Here is a 20,764-nt window from a genome sequence, read left to right on the forward strand (position 1 = left end):
AAAACTATTTTCAATAAAAAAAGCATGTTCTATGATCTAGAACATGCTTTAAATATTCACAAAAATGTTCCTACGCTGGCATTATCCAGATCAGGTTTAAGGGTTTTCATCGCTTAGATTTATTCTCAGCCTGATTGCACAAGCTCCCCTATATATTTAATTTAATTAATATAAAATAAAGAGTAATAAAGTCTTTCCTCTTATTTTTACTATATGTTAGTAGTTTATCATTGTCAAGTAATAGAAGGATATAAAAATTTATAAAAGAGTTGCGATATTTCAATATTTAAATTTAACTAATACATATTTTATATTTTTAATATATAACTTGAATAATTTCTATTAATTAGATATATTTAAACTAAAGATATTTCGTTAAATTAAAAATAAGGAGGTAATGTAATAATGATTCAGGAAAGAATAAAAGCATTACGTAAGTTAATGAATGAAAAGAAAATGGATATATACATAGTTCCCACATCTGATTTTCACCAAACAGAATACGTTGGAGAGTATTTTAAAGCAAGAAAATTTATTACAGGTTTTTCGGGGTCAGCAGGTACCGCTGTAATTACAATGAATGAGGCTTACCTTTGGACAGATGGAAGATACTTTATACAAGCTAAAAATGAATTAGAAGGAACTTCTGTTAAACTTATGAAGATGGGGGAACCTAATTATCCTACAATAGAAGAATATTTAGATCAAGCATTACCTGAAAATGGGATATTGGGATTTGATGGTAGAGTAGTTGCTATGAAAGAAGGACAATTATATGAAAAAATAGTTAAAAATAAAAATGGAAAAATAGTATATAAATATGATTTGATAGATGAAATTTGGGAAGATAGACCGACTTTAAATACAGGAAAAGTGTTTGATTTAGATATTAAATATGCTGGAGAAAGTGTGGAAAGTAAGTTGAATCGCATTAGAAAAGTTATGAATGAAAACAATGCAAATATTCATGTGCTAACTACATTAGATGATATTTGTTGGACATTAAATATACGTGGTAATGATATTAAATATTTTCCTCTAGTATTATCTTATATTATTATAAGAATGGATAAGGTGGGTTTATATATAGATAAATCAAAGTTAAGTGATGATATAAAAGAAAAATTGTCTTTGAATAAAGTTGTATTACATTCTTATAATGATATCTATGAAGATATTATGAGAACTAAAAAAGATGAAGTAATTTTATTAGATCCAGATAAAGTAAATTATGCTTTATATAATAATATACCAAAAGAGAATACAATAGTTGAGAAAAGAAACCCTCAAATATTATTTAAGGCTATAAAAAATGATACAGAAGTTAAAAATATGAGAGAAGCCCAAATTAAAGATAGTATAGCACATATAAAGTTCATGAAATGGTTAAAGGAAAATACTAAAGACTTAAATATTACTGAAATAAGTGCTTGTGACAAATTATATGAATTTAGAAAGGAACAAGGAAATTTTATAGGGCCAAGTTTTGCTCCAATATCTTCTTATGGAGAACATGCAGCTATTGTTCATTATGAATCATCTCCTGAAACTGATGTAGAAATTAAAGAAGGTAACTTTTATTTAACTGATACAGGAGGCAGTTATTATGAAGGCTCTACTGATATTACTAGAACGTATGCAATAGGTAAATTAACAAAAGAAATGAAAAAACACTTTACTTTAGTTGTAATAAGTAATATGAATTTAACAAGTGCTAAGTTTCTTAAAGGGGTTACTGGTATGAATTTAGATTATGTTGCAAGAAAACCTTTTTGGGATAGAGGACTTAATTTTAATCATGGGACAGGCCATGGAATAGGTTATTTGCTTAATATTCATGAAGGACCTACAGGTTTCCGTTGGCAACCAAGGGATTATGAATCTCATCCATTTGAAGAAAATATGATTATTACAAATGAACCTGGAATTTATATTGAAGGTTCTTATGGTATTCGATTAGAAAATGAGATATTAGTTAAAATAGATGAAAAAAATGAATATGGTGAATTTATGAAATTTGAGCCGATTACTTATATACCTATGGATTTAGATGCAATAATTCCAGAGATTATGAGTGAAGAAGATAAAAAATTATTAAATGACTACCATAAATTAGTATTTAAAAAGATATCACCATATTTAAATAGTGAAGAGACAAAATGGCTTGAAAGATATACTAGAAAAATATAAATAAAAAAGCACTTCAAAAACATTTTGTTTTTGAAGTGCTTTTTTATTTAGTTATTTCATATATATAAAAATAAATTCATTTTTATTGATTAAAATATTTAAACATTAATTTTAGAGTATTTGAATTGTGAAATTATAAAACTTTAAAACTAAAGATGTTAACAATTGCTAGACAAAGCAAGAAATGAGTATTATAATAAAATAACAAGGTGATCAAGATTATTTATTTCATTTAAATGAAATAAATAATAGTATTATGAAGAGAGGTAATAAATATGATTGATATAGGTAGTGAAATTAAAGAGTTAAGAAAATCAAATAATATGACATTAAAAGATTTAAGTGAAAAGACAGGGTTATCAATAGGATTTTTATCCCAATTTGAAAGGGGTTTATCTACTATAGCTGTAGATTCATTAGAATTAATAGCGAAAGCTTTGAATATAGAGTTGTCACATTTCATTTTAAAACCTAAAACAAAAAAGGAATATATATTAAAGAGTTTTGAACAAGAAGTATACGAAGTTATAAATAATAAATTTGTACATTATAATTTAAGTAACAATTTAAATAAAAAGACTTTTTTACCAAGAAAGATAAATATTTTACCAATGGGAAAAGATGAAAATATAACTGAGTACAGTCACAAGGGTGAAGAGTTTGTTTATATTCTTGAGGGAACACTTACTCTCTTTTTAGATTCTAAAAGATATGACCTTTATCCTGGAGATAGTGCACATTATAATTCTGAAAAAATGCATAATTGGGCAAATTATACTAGTAAAATGGTAAAACTTATAGTTGTTAGTACACCAAATCATTTTTCTGAAAGTGAGGTGATTCAAGAGAATGAATAAAGGTATAGTTATGAATATTCAAAAATATTCTGTTCATGATGGACCTGGAATTAGAACTACTATTTTCTTAAAAGGCTGTCCTTTAAGTTGCTGGTGGTGTCACAATCCTGAAAGCCAAAATTTTAATTTTGAATTAATGTTTTTTAATGATAGATGTATTGGATGTGGTAATTGTAAATATAAATGTGAACAAGGTGCCATAAATATAAATAATAGCGTTGCTACTACTGAAGATTCTAAATGTATATTATGTGGTAAGTGTACCGATTTTTGTATAAATGAAGCAAGAAATTTAGTTGGAAAAGAGTTTTCAGCAAAAGAACTTTTAAAGGAAATAAAAAAAGATGAAATTTTTTATGAAGAATCTGGTGGTGGAGTAACATTTTCTGGAGGAGAGCCTCTTTTACAAATTGATTTTTTAGAAGAAATGCTAAGATTATGCAAAGAACAAGATATACACACTACTGTTGATACTAGTGGCTATAGTGATTTTAAAAATTTTAAAAGAATTTTAGATTACACAGATTTATTTCTCTATGATATAAAACATCTAGATGATAATATGCATAAAAAATATATTGGTGTTTCAAATAAATTGATAAAAGAAAATTTAATAAAGTTATCTGAGTTGAATGCAAATATATTTGCGAGGATCCCCATTATAAAAGGTATAAATAATGATGAAAAAAATATTTATGAAATTATAAAATTTTTAAAAGGAATTAATTTAGAACAAATTAATTTACTTCCATATCACAAAATGGGAATGGAAAAGTATGAAAGAATAATTAAGGAATATAAACTTAGTGGAAATGAAAAACCATCTAAAAAAAATATAGATGATTTATTATTAAAGTTTCAGCAATTAAATGCAAAAATAAAGATAGGAGGATAAGTATATGATGTCAGAAAGAGTTAAAAAATTAAGAGAAGAAAGTTTAGAGGCTGTTCCATATATTTCAATGGAAAGAGCTCAGATTGTAAATGAGGTTTATAAGAAGTATGAAGGATCAGTTTCAATACCTGTTTTAAGAGCTTTAGTACTTAAGGAATTTATGTCAAAAAAGAAATTATGTATTAATGAAGGTGAACTAATTGTAGGAGAAAGAGGAGAAGCTCCAGCTGCAACCCCTACGTATCCAGAATTATGTTGTCATACTATTGAAGATTTACAAATAATGAATGATAGAGAAAAAATATCATTTAAAGTTAGCCAAGAATCTAAGGACATACAGAAAGAAGACATTATTCCTTATTGGGAAAAAAGATCTATGAGATATCATATATTAGAAAATATGACAGATGAGTGGAAAGACTGTTATGAAAACGGTATTTTCACAGAATTTCAAGAACAAAGAGGTCCAGGTCATACAGTTGCTGATGATAAAATATATAAAAAAGGATTTTTAGATTTTAAACAAGATATTGAAAGTGAAATTAATAATCTGGATTATAACAATGATGATGAAGCTCTTAATAAAAAAATGCAACTTGAAGGTATGAGTATAGCATGCGATGCAATAATGATCCTTGGGAAAAGATATTCTGAACTTGCTATAGAAATGGCAAAAAAAGAAAAGGATCAAAAAAGAAAAAAAGAATTATTAGATGTAGCAGAAGTATGTAGTCATGTGCCAGCTTATGCTCCAAGAACTTTTAGAGAGGCTCTTCAAATGTATTGGTTTGTACACTTATGTGTTATAACAGAATTAAACCCTTGGGACTCCTTTAATCCAGGTAGATTAGATCAACATTTAAATCCATTTTATCAAAAAGAAATCAAAGAAGGTTCTTTAAGGAGAGAAGAAGCAGAAGAATTTTTGCAATGTCTTTGGGTTAAATTTAACAACCAACCTGCTCCGCCAAAAGTAGGAATAACTTTAAAGGAAAGTGCAACATATACTGATTTTGCTAATATAAATAGTGGAGGACTTAGAGCTGATGGTTCTGATGGAGTAAATGATGTAAGTTATTTAGTGTTAGATGTTATTGACCAAATGAGACTATTACAACCTAGTTCAAATGTTCAAATAAGTAAAAAAACTCCACAAAAGTTTTTGAAAAAAGCTCTTAGCATTGTAAGAAAAGGGTGGGGTCAGCCATCTTTGTTTAATGCTGATGCTGTAATACAAGAAATGTTAAATGCAGGAAAAGATATAGTAGATGCTAGATGTGGTGGAACTAGTGGTTGTATTGAAACTGGAGCATTTGGAAAAGAAGCATTTATTTTGACTGGTTATTTTAATATTCCAAAAGTGCTTGAAATAACACTGAACAATGGTGTAGATCCTATGAGTGGAAAAAAACTTGGTTTAGAAACAGGAAATCCTACTGATTTCAATAGTTATGAAGAACTATTTGAGGCATTTAAAAAACAAATGAATCACTTTATTGATATAAAGGTAAGAGGAAATAGAGTAATAGAAAAGTTATATGCTGAAAAAATGCCAGTCCCTTTTTTATCAGTAATTATAGATGATTGTATAAAGAAAGGTAAGGATTATAATGCTGGGGGAGCAAGATATAATGTTACGTATATCCAAGGAGTAGGTATAGGAGATATAACAGATAGTCTTGCTGCGATTAAATACCATATTTTTGATAAAAATAATTTTACTATGAACGAACTTTTAACTGCTATCGAAGATAATTTTAAAGGTCATGAGATGATACTTAATTTATTAAAGAACAAATCTCCTAAATATGGGAATGATGATGATTATGCTGATATGATAATGACAAATGTATTTAAAACTTATTATGAAACTGTAACTGGAAGACCTAATATAAAAGGAGGGGAACATAGAATAAATATGTTACCTACAACATGCCATATATATTTTGGTTCAGTTATAGGAGCATTACCAAGTGGTAAAAAATCAAAAGAAGCTTTAGCTGATGGTATTTCACCTTCTAAAGGAGCAGACAAATATGGACCTACTAGTGTAATAAAGTCTGCATCTAAAATGGATCACTTAATTACAGGAGGTACTCTTTTAAATCAGAAAGTTGCACCTTCAGCAATAGAAGGGGAAGAAGGGTTAGATAAATTATCTAATTTAGTTAGAGTGTACTTCAAGCTTGATGGACATCATATACAATTTAATGTATTTAATAAAGAAACTCTATTAAAGGCTCAGAAAAATCCTGAAGATTATAAAAATCTTATAGTTAGAGTTGCAGGATATAGCGACTATTTTTCAAATCTAAATAAAGAATTGCAAGATGAAATAATAGCTAGAACGGAACAAGCAATATAATTTTAATTATTAAGAAAGGAGAGTTTAAATGAAAAACACTTTAGGATTTATAGGTGGAGGAAACATGGGGAAAGCGATGATTGGAGGCATCCTTGAAAGCAAAATATTTGCTCCAGAAAATATAATGGTGTCAGATTTAAATACTGATTTGTTAAACACAATAGAAGAAAATTATGGAGTTAAAACTACAAAAGATAATAACGTTCTTGTTAAGCATTCACAGATAATAGTCTTAGCCGTTAAGCCACATATATGTGATATAGTAATTAAAGAAATTAAAGATAAAATAAATGAGGATGCTATTATAGTTTCTATAGCTGCTGGAAAATCTATAGAACAAATTGAAGAAGATTTTAATAAAGATGTGAAAATAGTTAGAGTTATGCCCAATACTCCAGCATTAGTTGGAAAGGGTATGTCGGCTATTTCAAGTAATAATAAAGTATCAGAGGTTGAGTTAGAACAAATTATCAATATATTTGAAAGTTTTGGAGAAGTAGAATTAGTTGATGAAAAATTAATGGATGTAGTAACTGGAACAAGTGGTTCTTCACCAGCATATGTATATATATTTATAGAAGCAATAGCTGATGGGGCTGTCCTTGAAGGGATGCCGCGTGATAAAGCATATAAAATGGCAGCACAGGCTGTTTTAGGTGCAGCACAAATGGTGCTTACTACAGGTAAGCATCCCGGAGAATTAAAAGATATGGTTTGTTCTCCAGGTGGTACAACTATAGAAGCAGTAAAGACTTTAGAGGATAAGGGTTTTAGAAGTGCTGTCATAGAGGCTGTTAGAGAATGTGTAAAAAAATCTAGAGAGTTATCTTAGAAAAATGACTAAAAAAGATGTTGGTGAATATTCACCAACATCTTTTTTAGTCATTTTTATTTAACCAATCATTTAATACATTTATATATTTTTTATTTTCTTCAACGAAAGGCATATGACGACTATATTCAAATAGTTCCCATTTAGAATTTGGGATTTTGTCATACATTGTTTTTGCAATAAATGGAGAACATAGATCTTTTTGTCCACTTGTGATAAGTGTTGGCTCTTTAATATCTTCAATTTCATTCATATAATCAAAATTTTTTAAAGTGCCAGATGGACTAAATTCATTTTGTCCCCATGCAACTAAATATGATTGTATACCTGTATTTTTTTCTCTTCTCAAACATTCTGGTGAATTTTCATCTATTTTACCTGCACAATAACGGAGCATAAATTCTTTTTCTGCTTTTCTATATTCTTCAGTGGAATAATCTCCAGTTTTTTCTGCTTTTTTTATAGCTTCTTGATGTTTAGCAGACATATAAGTGATTCTTCTACGTTGTTCTTTTTCCCATAGTTTGGATGCTGGCAATGTGGATGACAATATATAGGATTTAATTCCTGAAGGGTTGTATTTACAACTATAGTGAATTGCAAGCATTCCACCCCAAGATTGTCCTAATAAATGTACTTCATCTAAATTTAGATATTTACGTAATTCTATTAATTCTTCTGTCCATTTATCAGCAGTCCATAATGATGGGTCTTCAGGAATAGAAGATAGTCCACATCCTAATTGGTCATACATTATTACTTGACGTCCATCTTCTGCTAATTTATCAAGAGTTTCAAAATAATTATGTGTTGAACCTGGTCCGCCATGTAGTAGTAATAGTGGTTTTTTACCATCTTTATTTTCTCCTACAATACGATAATAAGTTTTGTACTTGCCATAAGGCATATAACCTTCAGTAACTTTCATAAAAGTCTCCTTTTTATTTAGATTCAGGTACTACAATTATATCTTTTGTAAATTTATTCAAAACTTCACATCCATCTTCAGTTGTTATAACTAAATCTTCAATACGGACTCCAATTCCTTCTTCAGGAAGATAAATTCCTGGTTCTACAGAAAAGCATTGGCCTGGTTTTATGATATCTTCATTAACAGAAGATACATCACCAAATTCATGATCTTCAAGTCCGGTAGAGTGACCTGTTCTATGGGTAAAATATTTTCCATAACCCTTTTCTTCAATATAGTTTCTTGCAGCTAAGTCTACATCACACATTCTATTTCCAGGTTTTGCTGCTGCAATTCCTCTTAAATTAGCTTCCAATACTATATTGTAAATTTCCTTTTGTCTTTCAGATACTTCACCTAAAAATACTGTTCTTGTCATATCAGATGCATAGTTTTTGTAAAATCCACCTATATCTAATATTACACAATCTCCATATCTCCCCTTAGTATCATCAGTTACATGATGAGGATCTGCAGCACCTTTAGCAAATGCTGTAATTGGGTCAAAGGAAACTTCTTCTACTCCATAATTTTTGTATATTTCACGAACTTTAGAATTTAATTCCTTTTCACTTAATCCTTTTCCTACCCATGGAATTAATTCATTCATTACTTTATCATTGATTCTTGAAGATTCTCTTAAAAGTTCCTTTTCTTCTTCATCTTTAATCATTCTTACATAATCAACAATAATTGAGCCATTTATAAATTTAGAATCATTTTTTAACTCTTGCAATCTTAAGAGAAATTTAGCTGGCCAAGTTTTATCTATTCCAATAACTTTGTTATCTTCTACATATTTAGATAAAATTTCAACTCCATCTTGGATATCATTATACCAAACAACATCTACACCAAGATCTTCTTCTTGTGGAAATAATTCATTAATTACTATTTTGTGATTTCCATTTGTGTTTAAATATAATGCTAATAATCTTTCTCCTGGAATAATCCATTTACCTGTTAAATAAAAAATAGCAGTTGGATCTGAAATGATAACTTGTGGTATATGATTTTCCTCCATCGATTTTAAAACTCTATTTACTCTACTTTCATTCATATGAAAAGCCCCCTTAGAATTTATTTGTAATTTAATTTTGGTAATTAAATATTACTGGATCATGATAATAATATATCAACATACATGTTTTAAGTCAAGCACACATAATGAATAAAAGTATATCAAATTTCATAATTGAGATAAAAATTATATCAAATAAAGCGATTATTTCATGATTAAAATATTTTTTTATAAAAATGAAAAAATAATTGTAAACACAAGAAAAATATGTTAAGGTAATAAATGGAGAGGTTAAACAAATAACAAATCAAAAAGGTAGGAGGTATGAAGATGGAAAACGTTAAACAAAAAAGACCGTTAGGCTTTTACGTATGCTCACTTGCTTTCACATTTGAAAGATTTGCATTCTATTCAGCAAAATGGTTATTAGCAGTATTCGTTGTTGCTAGTCTTGCAGATGGAGGACTAGGACTTACACCTGCAGATGGGGCTAAAATGTCAGCTAATTTAGTAGCATTTACTTATCTTGCACCGCTTTTCGGTTCTGTTATATCAGATAGGTTTATAGGAGCAAGATACTTAGTACCTATCGGTATGATTTTAATGGGATCAGGCTACTTAGTAGGAGCTAATGCTACAAGTGCACTTATGGTTAATATGATGATTGTTATGGTATCTATTGGGACTGGGTTATTTAAGCCACAAACAAATGCTATTACAGGTAGACTTTTTAAGGATAAGGATCAATTGGATGGTGCATTTTCTACTCAGTACTCATTTGTTAATTTTGGTTCATTTATTGGTACTACAATTATTGGTTTAATTACTAAAGCTCAAGGATATTCATTCAGTTTTACAGTTTGTGGAATTATTATGTTTATTGGAGCTATGGGTTTTATTTTTGGATGGAGATTCTTGGGAGAAGCAGGTAAAAAACCATTTAAGGTTAATGAACATGAAGAAGAGAAAGTTCAAGAAACTCTAGAAAAAAATGAAGAAAAAAAGCCTCTTACAACTATTGAAAAGAAAAGAGTTGCAGCTATTGTATTAGTATCTTTCTTCTCGGTTATATTTTGGGTATTTTGGTATTTAGCATATATGCCAGTATATTATTACTGGGGGGGAGAAGCTGGTCTTGCAGATTGGACAATAGGTAACTTTGTCGTACCAACATCTTGGTTTGACTCATTAAATGCATTTATGTGTATTTCATTAGGTCCACTTCTTGGTGGCTTATGGGTTAGATTAGCTAAACGACCTCAAGGTGACTTTAGTATGTTTAAAAAAACATCCTTAGGAATGATAACATTAGGTATATCTTATGTAATATTTGCAGGAGCAGATATTGCAAGAGGTAGTGGTCTTGCTAATTTAGGTTGGATTATTGCTTTTGGTATAGTTTTATCTTTGGGTGAAATGTTATTCTCACCTCTTGGGAACTCATTTATTAGTAAATTCTCACCACCTAGATTATTATCGGCTATGATGGCTGTTTGGACATTAGCTGTATTTTTTGCAGGTAAATCTTATGGTTGGTTATATGAATTTACATTAAAATTTAAATTTGTAAATGCATATCTTACGATAGCAGCTATTGCAATATTGTCAGGGATAATCCTTTGGGCTATAGATGGTAAACTAAAAGAATTAGTAGTTGAAGATGAAAAAGAAGAATATAATGTGAATACCGCTGTAGAAAATCCACCTAATGATTTTAGCGTTTAAAAACAAATCCACAGTTTAAACTGTGGATTTGTTTTTAATAATTATTATTCATGATATATATAAATAGAATTAAATAAAAAATACTGAAGGTGAGTAATTATGCTTTTTGATTATAATGAAATATTAGTTAAGAAAGTAATGAATAAAGATTATATTGTTTTAAATATTAGAAATACAGTAAATGAAGCGATAAAATTAATGCTAAGAAATAATATTCAAGATGTATTTATAGAAGATTTAAACCATAATGTTAAGGGGGTAATAACACTATCAGATGTGGCAAATATCTATGATGAAATAAATCAAGAAATACTCCTTAAAAAATATATTAGAACTAACATGATTAGTGTGGATAAAAATAAGACATTATACCAATGTAGAAGTATTATGATTGAAAATAGCATTGGTAGATTACCTGTATTAGAAAAAGGAAATTTAATAGGAGTAATAAGACAAGCGGAAATAAGAGACTACTTTTATATGGATTTAGAAAGAATAAGTAAAACATTGAATCATATAGTAGAAAGTATACATGAAGCATTATGTTTAATAGATACAAAAGGAAAAGTGATTATTTGGAATAAAAATGCAGCAGAGTTATATGATATACCCCAAAAAGATATAGTAGGTAAAAATATAAAAGATTTTTTTCCGGATTCTATAAATTCAAAAGTATTAGAAAGTAAAGAAAGAATAACTAATGTTTATCATTCACCTAAAAAAAATTATAAAGTAATTATAAATGCTTTACCTATGTATATAAATGGGAAATTTGAAGGAGTCTTAACTACAGACAGAGATGTTACTGAGGTTACTAGTTTATCAAAGAAGTTAGAAAAAGCTAATAGTAATTTAAAGTTTTTAGAAGGGGAATTTAAGAAATTAAAAAATAATTACTTTGATAATATAATCGGTAGAAGTACTAAGATAATAGAAAAAATTAAAATTGCAAAGCAAGTTTCAAAAAGTGATATATCTGTATTAATTAGTGGTGAAAGTGGTACTGGTAAAGAGTTATTTGCTAAAAACATACATGATTATAGTGAGAGGAAAGGATCATTTATACCTGTAAACTGTAGTGCGATACCTAATGAATTATTTGAATCGGAGTTTTTTGGATATGATGAAGGTGCATTTACTGGAGCTAATAAAAAGGGAAAAGTAGGATTTTTTGAACTGGCTAATAATGGAACTTTATTTTTAGATGAAATAGCAGAACTACCATTATATATGCAGGCAAAACTCTTAAGAGTACTTCAGGATAATAAATTTACTAGAGTTGGAGGTACTGAACTTATTAATTCTAAGGTGAGGATAATTTCTGCAACAAATACAAACTTAGCTGAAATGGTAGATGAAGGTAAGTTTAGAAAAGATCTTTTTTATAGATTAAATGTAATAGAAATTAAGTTACCTCCTTTAAGCGAAAGGGAAAATGATATTGTACTTTTAACTTATCATTTTTTAAATGAATTAGCTGAAAAAAATAATAGAGATGTTCCAAAAATATCTCCTGAAGTTTTAGACATTTTTAAAAGATATAATTGGAATGGAAATATTAGAGAATTAAGAAATGTAGTTGAACATACTTTAGTATTATGTACAGATAATGTAATAAATAAAGATACGTTACCATCATATATCTTAAAATTTGTAAAGGAAAAGGAACATAATTTTATAAAAACTGAAAGTACATTTGATTTAAATAAATCTATATCTAATTTAGAAAAAAAAATAATAATAGAAGCTTTGAAAAATACAAAGGGAAATAAGGCAAAGGCAGCAAAATTATTAAATATTCCAAGAAGTACATTGCACTATAAATTAGATAGCTATGAAATAGTCAATTTTTAGACATATGTCTAAAAATTGACTATTTTTATATATGCATATTAAATACTAGTATTTAGGTAAAGAAAGAAGAAAATTTATTTTTAGATTAGTCAGTTAATTGACAATATTAAAATTTGTTTTTTATTAACATAAAAAATCTCTGCCAAAAAACACTAAAATAAGCCATTTATACTTTGTTTTTTATTTGTGGATTTTGGCATGTGTTTTGCAAATATTAAAGAGTGTAGTATAAAAAACAAATATAAGTTAATAGTTTAACATTATTTAAATCGTAAGGGGGTGACAAAATGAATATAGAAATACTATTAAGACAACATGCTGGAGCACCATGTAATCCGATAGTTGAAGAGGGTCAAAAATTAAAAAAAGGTCAATTAATAGCTAAACCTAACGGTTTAGGAGCAAATATACATTCCAGTGTATATGGTAAAGTTATAAAAATAACAAACCAAAGTATAGTAATAGATGCAGATAAAAACCAACCTGAAGAGTATGTGAAAATCAAAATGACAGATAGTAAGATTGAAGCAATTAAGGAAGCAGGTATTGTAGGTGCAGGAGGAGCAGGGTTCCCATCTCATATTAAATTCAATGTAGATTTAGAAGGGGGATTTGTTATTGCAAATGCTGCTGAATGTGAACCTGACTTGAAGCATAACATTAAGGTGATTGAAGAAAATCCTGAATTATTAATTAGAGGAATAAAATATGCAATGGAAATATCTAATGCATCTAAGGGATATATTGCAATTAAGCCTAAAAATAAAAAAGCACTTATTGCAATAGCAAACGTTTGCAAAAATGAAAGAAACATTGAAATAAAGTATTTACCTGATATGTATCCTGCAGGGGATGAGAGAGTTATAATAAGAGAATTATTAGGAGTAGAATTGCAGCCTGGAAAACTACCTTTAGCAATTAATGCAATAGTAACAAACATTGAAACATTAAAAAATGTTGTTCATGCTATAGAAGATAGAAAACCTGTTATAACTAAAGATATAACAGTAGGTGGTAGGGTTAAAAATGCTATAGATGGTAAAGCAATATTAGATGTACCTATAGGAATGCCAGTAATTCACTATATTAACCAATACGGTGGATACATTAAACCTGAAGGAGAAATAGTTATTGGTGGACCATTTACAGGTAAAAGTGGGAAAGAAAATTCACCTATAACTAAGGTTTTAGGTGGAATATTAGTGGCAACACCTTTCCCAGAAGAAAAAAGAAACATAGGAGTTATAGAATGTGAGTGTGGAGCTCAACTTGATAGACTTTCTGAAATAGTTGAAGGTATGAATGGTAAAATTATTGCTTCTACTAAATGTAATAGAATGATTGAAATAAATGGTAGATATAGATGTGATTTACCAGGAATATGCCCAGGACAAGCAGAAAAAGTATTATATTTAAAGAAACAAGGTGTAGAAGCTATAATTACTGGAAGCTGTGAGGACTGAACTAACACTATAATGAAAGTAGCTCCTAGGTTAGGGGTTCGAGTGTATCATAGCACAGATCATGTTTTGAGGGCAACAGGACATAAATTGTATAGAAGAACTACTAAGTAATAAAAGTATTATATAGGTATAATTGTAAAAAGAAAGGGTGTTTAAATGTCAATTACTAAAGAGACTGCACAAGAACATGCCAATGATTTAGCAATAACTTGTTGCAGATTTGAAGCTGGAACTATAATTGAACCTTCCAATTTAGAAGATCCTAGTTTAATTCCAGATTTAGAAGATTCAGGTTTATTAGAAATTCCAGATAATAGTTTAAAAATTGGAGAAGTTTTAGGTACTAAATTAAAAGAAACTGTTGATGCTTTAACTCCATTAACAAAAGATTTATTAGATGGAGTTATTTCAATGGATGAAAAAGAAGAAATTGAGGAAGAAGAAGTTAAGAAACTAGAAAACAAAGTAATGAAATCAATTGAACCTGTTAAGGAAGTAAATCCTGTGAAACAATTCTCTGGAGGAACTGTAAAAATTCACATAGGTGAAGGTAGAGATATAAACTTTGAAATTCCTTTATCAATAGCAGGGAACTTAACAGAAGGAACAAATCAAGTATCTAATTCTAATATTACTACTTCTAAAGTGGAAAAAAGAGAAGAACAGGAAGAAGAGGAAGAAAAAGGCGAAAAAATCCTAAGAAAACTTGTAAGGAAGCATTTTAAAATAGAAAAAATTGATTTAGGAAGAGAAACAAAAATCGATGGAACTACGCTCTATATAAGAGAAGGTGTATTAAAGGATGCTTTAGATAGTGAGGAATTAGTTATAGATATAAAATTAGAAATTATAACTCCAGATAGGTATGGTGAATATAGTGAAACTATAATGGATATCCAACCAATAGCTACTAAGGAGGAAGGAGAAATTGGAGAAGGTGTTACTAGGATATTAGATGGAGTTGTAGTTGTGGTAACTGGTACTGATGAAGATGGAGTACAAATTGGAGAATTTGGTTCATCAGAAGGTGCTTTAGATAGAAATATTATGTGGGGAAGACCAGGATCTCCTGAAAAAGGCGAAATATTCATAAAAACTGAAGCTACAATAAAATCAGGAAGAGGTATGGAAAGACCAGGACCTATGGCTGCTCACCGTGCTACTGACGTTATAACTCAAGAAATAAGAGAAGCATTAAAAAACGCTAATGAAAGTTTAGTAGTAGATAGGGAAGAATTTGTTCAAAAGCGTAAATCTGGAAGAAAGAAAGTAGTTATTATTAAAGAAATAATGGGACAAGGTGCTATGCATGATAATTACATTATGCCTACTGAGCCCGTTGGAACAATAGGTGCTAAAGCAAATGTTGACCTTGGAAATGTTCCAGTAGTTACTTCACCTCTTCAAGTATTAGATGGATGTATTCACGCTTTAACTTGTATAGGACCAGCATCTAAGGAAACTTCAAGACATTACTTCAGAGAGCCCTTAGTACTTGAAGCAATGAATGATGATGAAATTGATTTAGCTGGAGTAATATTTGTAGGATCTCCTCAAGCTAACTCAGAAAAATTCTATGTATCTAAATTTTTAGGTATGACTATAGAAGCAATGGATTTAGATGGAGCCATTATAACTACAGAAGGATTTGGAAATAACCATGTTGATTTTGCAAGTCATATTGAACAAGTTGGTATGAGGGGAGTACCAGTAGTTGGTGTAACTTACTCAGCAGTACAAGGACAACTTGTTGTAGGGAATGAATATATGAATGCTATGATTGATAACAACAAATCAAGTCAAGGTATAGAAAATGAAATTCTTTCTAATAACTGTCTCGCTCCTGAAGATGCTATAAGAGCTGTAGCAATGCTTAAGGCTAAAATAGCTGGAGAAGAAATTAAGGATGCTGAAAGAAAATGGAATGCTAATGTAAAATTAAACAATGTAGAATTAATAGAAGAACAAACAGGAAGAAAGATTGAATTAGAAGATAATGAACAATCTCTTCCAAAGAGTAAAAAAAGACAAGAAATTTACGAGGTAGAAAATGACTAATAAATTGAAGTATATTTCTACAGAAAGTTATTATGAAGGAATAATAGTAGAAGTAACTGATGCAGCAGTAATAATTGATTTTAAGGGAAGACTTGGTCAATTAAAAGTTCCTAGAAGGATGGTTATTAGTAATGATGAACTTGAAGTAGGACATCAAGTTGGATTTATGATGACATATCCAGAGGTAATAAGTAAAGAAATTGATGAAACTTATACTGAAAGTGCTAAAAGACAAATGGAAGCTAGAAAAAAAGCTGATAAAAGAAATGAAAATAAATAATTTTAAGAATATGAGGAGGAAAAAATAATGGATTTAACGGTTGTAAAAGGATTGCAATCAGAAATATTTGTACCTATTACACCTCCAGTGGTATGGACTCCAGTAGAAAAACCACTAAGTGAAATGACAGTTGCTTTAGTTACAGCAGCAGGTGTACATTTGAAATCTGATAAAAGATTTAATTTAGCTGGAGACACTTCATTTAGAATTATACCAGGAGATGCAGATAGTAAAGATTTAATGGTATCCCATGGTGGATATGATAATGGAGATGTTAATAAGGATATTAACTGTATGTTCCCTATAGATAGAATGAAAGAATTAAAAGAAGAAGGATATATTAAGGACTTTTCACCTGTAAACTTTGGTTTCATGGGTGGAGGGGGAGATGTTACTGTCTTCACAGAAAAAACAGGACCTGAAATAGCTCAAAAATTAAAAGATGCTGAAGTAGATTCTGTTTTACTAACAGCTGGCTGAGGTACTTGCCACCGCTCTGCCGTGATTGTGCAGAGAGCGATTGAGGAAGCTGGAATACCAACAATAATAATTGCAGCACTTCCTCCAGTAGTACGTCAAAATGGTGCACCTAGAGTTGTTGCTCCACTCGTACCAATGGGAGCGAACGCTGGAGAGCCAAATAATCCAGATATGCAAATAAATATAGTGAGAGATTCTTTAGCTCAACTAAAAGAAATACAAACTCCTGGAAGAATAGTAAAACTTCCTTATGAATATATAGCAGAAGTATAAAATATCTGTCTTCTTACTTTAAGGGATAGATTATATAAAGATTCTCCTAATAATCTAAAAAAGGAAAAGGAGAGGGAGATGACTGAAAAAATAATGAGAAGGTTAGTCATAAGAAGTTTTCACATTCAAAAAGTAGAATTTGGAGAAAGAAATTCGATAAAAGATAACACATTAACTATAAATAAATCTACATTGTTAGAGTTGGAACAAAATGAAGATTTAATTGAAGAAATTAGAATCGATATAATACATCCTGGTAAATATGACAAATTTGTAAATAGTATAATGGACATTATCCCTATTTCTACAAAGGTGTTAGGTGAGATTGGTGAAGGTGTAACACATACTTTAACAGGAGTTTATATAATGCTTACAGGAATAGATACAGAAGGAAAACAAATAGCTGAATTTGGGTCATCTGAAGGAATACTAAATGAACAAATGATATTTAATAAAGCAGGGACTCCATCTAAAGAGGATTATATAATTCACTTGGATATTATATTAAAAGGTGGTATACCATTTGAAAGAAAGCTTCCATTGACAGCTCATAAAGTTTGTGATAATTTCATTCAAGTTTTTAGAGAAATATTAAAAGTGAAAAATGGAAGAGACGCAGATTATTCACATGAATTTCACGATAAAGTAAAAAAAGGAAAGAAAAAAGTGTTAATAATAAAACAAATTGCTGGGCAAGGTGCTATGAGCGATAATAATATTTTATCAGAAGAACCAAATGGTCTTGTAGGTGGGAAATCTATTATAGATATGGAAAATATACCAATAATATTATCCCCAAATGAGTACAGAGACGGTGCTCTGAGGGCAATGACTTAAAAGGAAAAGGTGATAAAAATGGGAATAGGTCCTTCTACTAAGGAAACCACATTACATCATTTTAGGGATCCTTTATTAGATGTAGTATCAAAGGATGAAGATATAGATTTATTAGGGATAATGATGGTAGGAACACCACAAGATAATAAAAGTAAATATTTTGTAGGAAAAAGAGCAGCACAATGGATCGAAGCAATGAGAGCAGATGGAGCTATAATATCTGTAGATGCTTGGGGTAATTCCCATGTAGATTATGCAAATACCATAGAAGAAATAGGAAAAAGAGATATTCCTGTGGTAGGTCTAAGTTTCATAGGGACTCAAGCTAAATTTGTCGTATCAAATAAATATATGGATACAATTGTAGATTTTAATAAATCGAAACAAGGTATAGAAACGGAAGTAGTAGGCGAGAATAATGCAAATTATTTTGACTCAAAAAAAGCTTTAGCTTTTCTAAAATTAAAGATGAAAAAGAAAGAAGGGGCGAAATAATGAACTTTTCAAGAAGTATAAATGCAGTAGATTCTCACACTATGGGGGAACCTACAAGAATAGTAGTAGGTGGAATTCCTACTATATTAGGAAAGACAATGGCAGAAAAAAAAGAATTTTTACAAAATGAATTAGATTATTTAAGAACATCTCTAATGTTAGAGCCTAGAGGACATGCTAATATGTTTGGTTCAATATTAACTGCTTCTGTAAATGATGAAGCTGATTTTGGCATAGTATTTATGGATGGTGGAGGATATTTAAACATGTGTGGACATGGTTCAATAGGAGCTATGACAGTAGCAGTAGAAACTGGAATAGTTGAAATGAAAGAGCCTGTTACAAAGGTCACATTAGATACTCCTGCAGGAATAGTAAAAGGAGAAGTAAAGATAGAAAATCAAAAGGTTAAAGAGGTTTCCATAGTAAATGTACCAGCTTTTCACTATAAAAAAGATATCACAGTAGATGTTCCTGAATTAGGAAAAATTAAATTAGATATATCATTTGGTGGGAGTTTCTTTGCTATAGTACATGCTAAGGAATTAGGATTAAAGGTAGATATTAAAAACAGTGATAAATTATTAAAGTATGGTTTAAAAATAAGAGATGCAATTAATGAGAACTTAGAAATTATTCATCCAGAATTAAACCATATAAATACAGTAGATTTAGTTGAAATATATGATGAGCCTACTCATCCAGAAGCTGATTATAAAAACGTAGTAGTGTTTGGTCAAGGGCAATTAGACAGGTCACCCTGTGGGACAGGCACATGTGCTAAAATAGCTACTTTATATTCAAAAGGTGAACTTCAAAGAGGAGAAGAATTTATATACGAAAGTATTACAGGCACTTTGTTTAAAGGAAAAGTATTAAAGGAAACTAAAGTGGGAGAGTTTAATGCTATAATACCAGAAATAACTGGTGCAGCATATATTACAGGATTTAATCAATATGTAATAGATGATAAAGACCCAGTGAAGCATGGATTCAACATCTAAATTTTCGTGTTATTTGTAGTAAAATTAACAAAAAATGAAAATAGGAGGTATAGGATGGTTACAGCTATTTTAGGAGCATTAGGGGCATTTGCAGCATGGTTTTCGGTTATATTTGTGAAAGATATTGCAACTCATAAAGGTCAACTTGAGGATAATTCTTGGACAAAGGTCTCTGGAATTGGATTTTTAACTAACTTTTTAGATACATTAGGAATAGGATCCTTCGCACCAACAACAGCATTATTAAGAGGTTTTAAACAAGTTAAAGATAGAGTAATTCCCGGAACATTAAATGTATCTTGTACATTACCAGTTATTGCAGAAGCATTTATATTTATTACTGTTATTAATGTGGATATAATAACTTTAATTTCAATGCTTTCAGCAGCAACAATAGGTGCATGGGTTGGAGCTGGAGTAGTATCAAAACTTCCAGAGAAAAATGTTCAAATTGTAATGGGAGTTGCATTACTTATAACAGCATTTTTAATGGCAGCAGGTCAGTTTGGCTGGATGCCAGGGGGTGGTTCAGCATTAAATGAGTCTTTTGATGGGGTGAAAAATAATTTAATATATGAATCTATGAATGTAGATGGAGAAATATTAGGTGTTCCAATTGGAGTTACAGGAATAAAACTAGTAATAGCGATATTTGTTAACTTTATATTAGGAGCTCTTATGACTGCAGGTATAGGATTATATGCACCATGTATGGCACTTGTATATCTATTAGGAATGTCTCCAAGAGTTGCTTTTCCAATAATGATGGGTTCTTGTTCATTCTTAATGCCGGTTGCTTCTATGAAATTTGTTAAAGAAGGAGCATATAATAGAAGAGCTGCTATAGGAATTACTATTGGTGGTTTAATTGGAGTATTTATTGCAGCTTATATAGTTAAATCTTTACCACTTACTATATTAACTTATTTAGTAATAGTTGTTATATTATATACTTCAATTACGATGTTAATAGCAGCATTTAAAAGTAAAGAAAAAAATGTTAATCTAGAGTTAGAATAAGTAATAAGGTAATTTAAATTATCTAAAAAACATTTAATAAACAATTGTTTATTAAATGTTTTTTTAGATAAAATTGATATTTAGTAGACAAAAATATAAATGAATAATATAATTTAAATATGTATTTATTGGGGTTTAAAGGAGG

The 20,764-nt window shown here is 29.6% G+C and carries 17 protein-coding genes and 1 riboswitch; of the genes, 15 read left to right on the plus strand and 2 right to left on the minus strand.

Annotation, left to right across the window (positions count from 1 at the left end; all coding sequences use genetic code 11):
- Nucleotides 1-49: 49 nt before the first annotated feature.
- Nucleotides 50-160: riboswitch (TPP riboswitch) on the minus strand.
- Between the two features lie 242 nt (nucleotides 161-402).
- The 5 genes from E0D94_RS03295 (at nucleotide 403) to proC (ending at nucleotide 7,139) form a co-directional block, all read left to right on the plus strand.
- Nucleotides 403-2,190 (plus strand): aminopeptidase P family protein, encoded by a 1,788-nt coding sequence (locus E0D94_RS03295; protein WP_130805878.1) that lies wholly within the window; start codon nucleotides 403-405, stop codon nucleotides 2,188-2,190.
- 275 nt (nucleotides 2,191-2,465) lie between these two features.
- Entirely contained in the window at nucleotides 2,466-3,047 is a 582-nt protein-coding gene (locus E0D94_RS03300) for a helix-turn-helix domain-containing protein (RefSeq protein WP_130805879.1), read from the plus strand.
- Nucleotides 3,040-3,942 (plus strand): trans-4-hydroxy-L-proline dehydratase activase, encoded by a 903-nt coding sequence (locus tag E0D94_RS03305; RefSeq protein ID WP_130805880.1) that lies wholly within the window; start codon nucleotides 3,040-3,042, stop codon nucleotides 3,940-3,942. Before E0D94_RS03300 ends, E0D94_RS03305 begins: the two co-directional genes overlap by 8 nt.
- 4 nt (nucleotides 3,943-3,946) lie before the next feature.
- The gene (gene hypD / locus E0D94_RS03310; RefSeq protein ID WP_130805881.1) at nucleotides 3,947-6,307 is read left to right on the plus strand and encodes a trans-4-hydroxy-L-proline dehydratase; all 2,361 of its coding nucleotides are present in this window, start codon (nucleotides 3,947-3,949) and stop codon (nucleotides 6,305-6,307) included.
- Nucleotides 6,308-6,335: 28 nt separating this feature from the next.
- Nucleotides 6,336-7,139, plus strand: a complete 804-nt coding sequence (gene proC, locus E0D94_RS03315; protein ID WP_130805882.1) for a pyrroline-5-carboxylate reductase — start codon at nucleotides 6,336-6,338, stop codon at nucleotides 7,137-7,139.
- A 46-nt stretch (nucleotides 7,140-7,185) separates the two neighbouring features.
- Here the strand turns inward: proC and pepI are convergent, their stop codons facing one another.
- The gene (gene pepI, locus E0D94_RS03320; protein WP_130805883.1) at nucleotides 7,186-8,067 is read right to left on the minus strand and encodes a proline iminopeptidase; all 882 of its coding nucleotides are present in this window, start codon (nucleotides 8,065-8,067) and stop codon (nucleotides 7,186-7,188) included.
- 13 nt (nucleotides 8,068-8,080) lie between these two features.
- Nucleotides 8,081-9,169: a M24 family metallopeptidase gene (locus E0D94_RS03325; RefSeq protein WP_130805884.1), complete on the minus strand. Its 1,089-nt coding sequence runs from the start codon at nucleotides 9,167-9,169 to the stop codon at nucleotides 8,081-8,083.
- A 291-nt stretch (nucleotides 9,170-9,460) separates the two neighbouring features.
- On the opposite strand from E0D94_RS03325, the gene E0D94_RS03330 reads away from it, so the two are divergent.
- The 10 genes from E0D94_RS03330 to E0D94_RS03375 all read left to right on the plus strand — a co-directional run bounded on the left by E0D94_RS03330 (nucleotide 9,461) and on the right by E0D94_RS03375 (nucleotide 20,619).
- On the plus strand, nucleotides 9,461-10,855 hold the full coding sequence (locus E0D94_RS03330; protein ID WP_130805885.1) for a peptide MFS transporter: 1,395 nt from the start codon (nucleotides 9,461-9,463) through the stop codon (nucleotides 10,853-10,855).
- 99 nt (nucleotides 10,856-10,954) lie between these two features.
- Nucleotides 10,955-12,709 (plus strand): sigma-54 dependent transcriptional regulator PrdR, encoded by a 1,755-nt coding sequence (gene prdR / locus E0D94_RS03335; RefSeq protein ID WP_130805886.1) that lies wholly within the window; start codon nucleotides 10,955-10,957, stop codon nucleotides 12,707-12,709.
- Between the two features lie 287 nt (nucleotides 12,710-12,996).
- The gene (gene prdC, locus E0D94_RS03340; protein ID WP_207289623.1) at nucleotides 12,997-14,283 is read left to right on the plus strand and encodes a proline reductase-associated electron transfer protein PrdC; all 1,287 of its coding nucleotides are present in this window, start codon (nucleotides 12,997-12,999) and stop codon (nucleotides 14,281-14,283) included.
- A 45-nt stretch (nucleotides 14,284-14,328) separates the two neighbouring features.
- Nucleotides 14,329-16,230: a D-proline reductase (dithiol) proprotein PrdA gene (gene prdA / locus E0D94_RS03345; RefSeq protein WP_130805888.1), complete on the plus strand. Its 1,902-nt coding sequence runs from the start codon at nucleotides 14,329-14,331 to the stop codon at nucleotides 16,228-16,230.
- Nucleotides 16,223-16,510, plus strand: a complete 288-nt coding sequence (locus E0D94_RS03350) for a CBO2463/CBO2479 domain-containing protein (protein ID WP_130805889.1) — start codon at nucleotides 16,223-16,225, stop codon at nucleotides 16,508-16,510. The genes prdA and E0D94_RS03350 overlap by 8 nt, the downstream gene beginning before the upstream one ends.
- 27 nt (nucleotides 16,511-16,537) lie before the next feature.
- Entirely contained in the window at nucleotides 16,538-17,263 is a 726-nt protein-coding gene (gene prdB / locus E0D94_RS03355; protein ID WP_130805890.1) for a D-proline reductase (dithiol) protein PrdB, read from the plus strand.
- Nucleotides 17,264-17,341: 78 nt separating this feature from the next.
- Nucleotides 17,342-18,100, plus strand: coding sequence for a proline reductase cluster protein PrdD (gene prdD / locus E0D94_RS03360; RefSeq protein ID WP_130805891.1), 759 nt, complete (start codon nucleotides 17,342-17,344; stop codon nucleotides 18,098-18,100).
- A gap of 18 nt (nucleotides 18,101-18,118) precedes the next feature.
- Nucleotides 18,119-18,595, plus strand: coding sequence for a glycine/sarcosine/betaine reductase component B subunit (locus tag E0D94_RS03365; protein WP_130807335.1), 477 nt, complete (start codon nucleotides 18,119-18,121; stop codon nucleotides 18,593-18,595).
- Nucleotides 18,595-19,599: a proline racemase gene (locus E0D94_RS03370; RefSeq protein WP_130805892.1), complete on the plus strand. Its 1,005-nt coding sequence runs from the start codon at nucleotides 18,595-18,597 to the stop codon at nucleotides 19,597-19,599. The genes E0D94_RS03365 and E0D94_RS03370 overlap by 1 nt, the downstream gene beginning before the upstream one ends.
- Nucleotides 19,600-19,653: 54 nt before the next feature.
- Nucleotides 19,654-20,619 (plus strand): sulfite exporter TauE/SafE family protein, encoded by a 966-nt coding sequence (locus tag E0D94_RS03375; protein WP_130805893.1) that lies wholly within the window; start codon nucleotides 19,654-19,656, stop codon nucleotides 20,617-20,619.
- Nucleotides 20,620-20,764 lie beyond the last annotated feature (145 nt).

The sequence above is a fragment of the Senegalia massiliensis genome (assembly GCF_900626135.1).
Lineage (GTDB): Bacteria > Bacillota > Clostridia > Tissierellales > SIT17 > Anaeromonas > Anaeromonas massiliensis.

Bases quoted from the DNA above. Each gene is read 5' to 3' on its own strand.
- proC (WP_130805882.1), top strand. From the start codon at position 6,336: ATGAAAAACACTTTAGGATTTATAGGTGGAGGAAACATGGGGAAAGCG.
- E0D94_RS03300 (WP_130805879.1), top strand. From the start codon at position 2,466: ATGATTGATATAGGTAGTGAAATTAAAGAGTTAAGAAAATCAAATAAT.
- E0D94_RS03330 (WP_130805885.1), top strand. From the start codon at position 9,461: ATGGAAAACGTTAAACAAAAAAGACCGTTAGGCTTTTACGTATGCTCA.
- E0D94_RS03325 (WP_130805884.1), bottom strand. From the start codon at position 9,169: ATGAATGAAAGTAGAGTAAATAGAGTTTTAAAATCGATGGAGGAAAAT.
- pepI (WP_130805883.1), bottom strand. From the start codon at position 8,067: ATGAAAGTTACTGAAGGTTATATGCCTTATGGCAAGTACAAAACTTAT.
- E0D94_RS03375 (WP_130805893.1), top strand. From the start codon at position 19,654: ATGGTTACAGCTATTTTAGGAGCATTAGGGGCATTTGCAGCATGGTTT.
- E0D94_RS03370 (WP_130805892.1), top strand. From the start codon at position 18,595: ATGAACTTTTCAAGAAGTATAAATGCAGTAGATTCTCACACTATGGGG.
- E0D94_RS03305 (WP_130805880.1), top strand. From the start codon at position 3,040: ATGAATAAAGGTATAGTTATGAATATTCAAAAATATTCTGTTCATGAT.
- prdR (WP_130805886.1), top strand. From the start codon at position 10,955: ATGCTTTTTGATTATAATGAAATATTAGTTAAGAAAGTAATGAATAAA.
- prdA (WP_130805888.1), top strand. From the start codon at position 14,329: ATGTCAATTACTAAAGAGACTGCACAAGAACATGCCAATGATTTAGCA.
- prdD (WP_130805891.1), top strand. From the start codon at position 17,342: ATGACTGAAAAAATAATGAGAAGGTTAGTCATAAGAAGTTTTCACATT.
- hypD (WP_130805881.1), top strand. From the start codon at position 3,947: ATGATGTCAGAAAGAGTTAAAAAATTAAGAGAAGAAAGTTTAGAGGCT.
- E0D94_RS03365 (WP_130807335.1), top strand. From the start codon at position 18,119: ATGGGAATAGGTCCTTCTACTAAGGAAACCACATTACATCATTTTAGG.
- E0D94_RS03350 (WP_130805889.1), top strand. From the start codon at position 16,223: ATGACTAATAAATTGAAGTATATTTCTACAGAAAGTTATTATGAAGGA.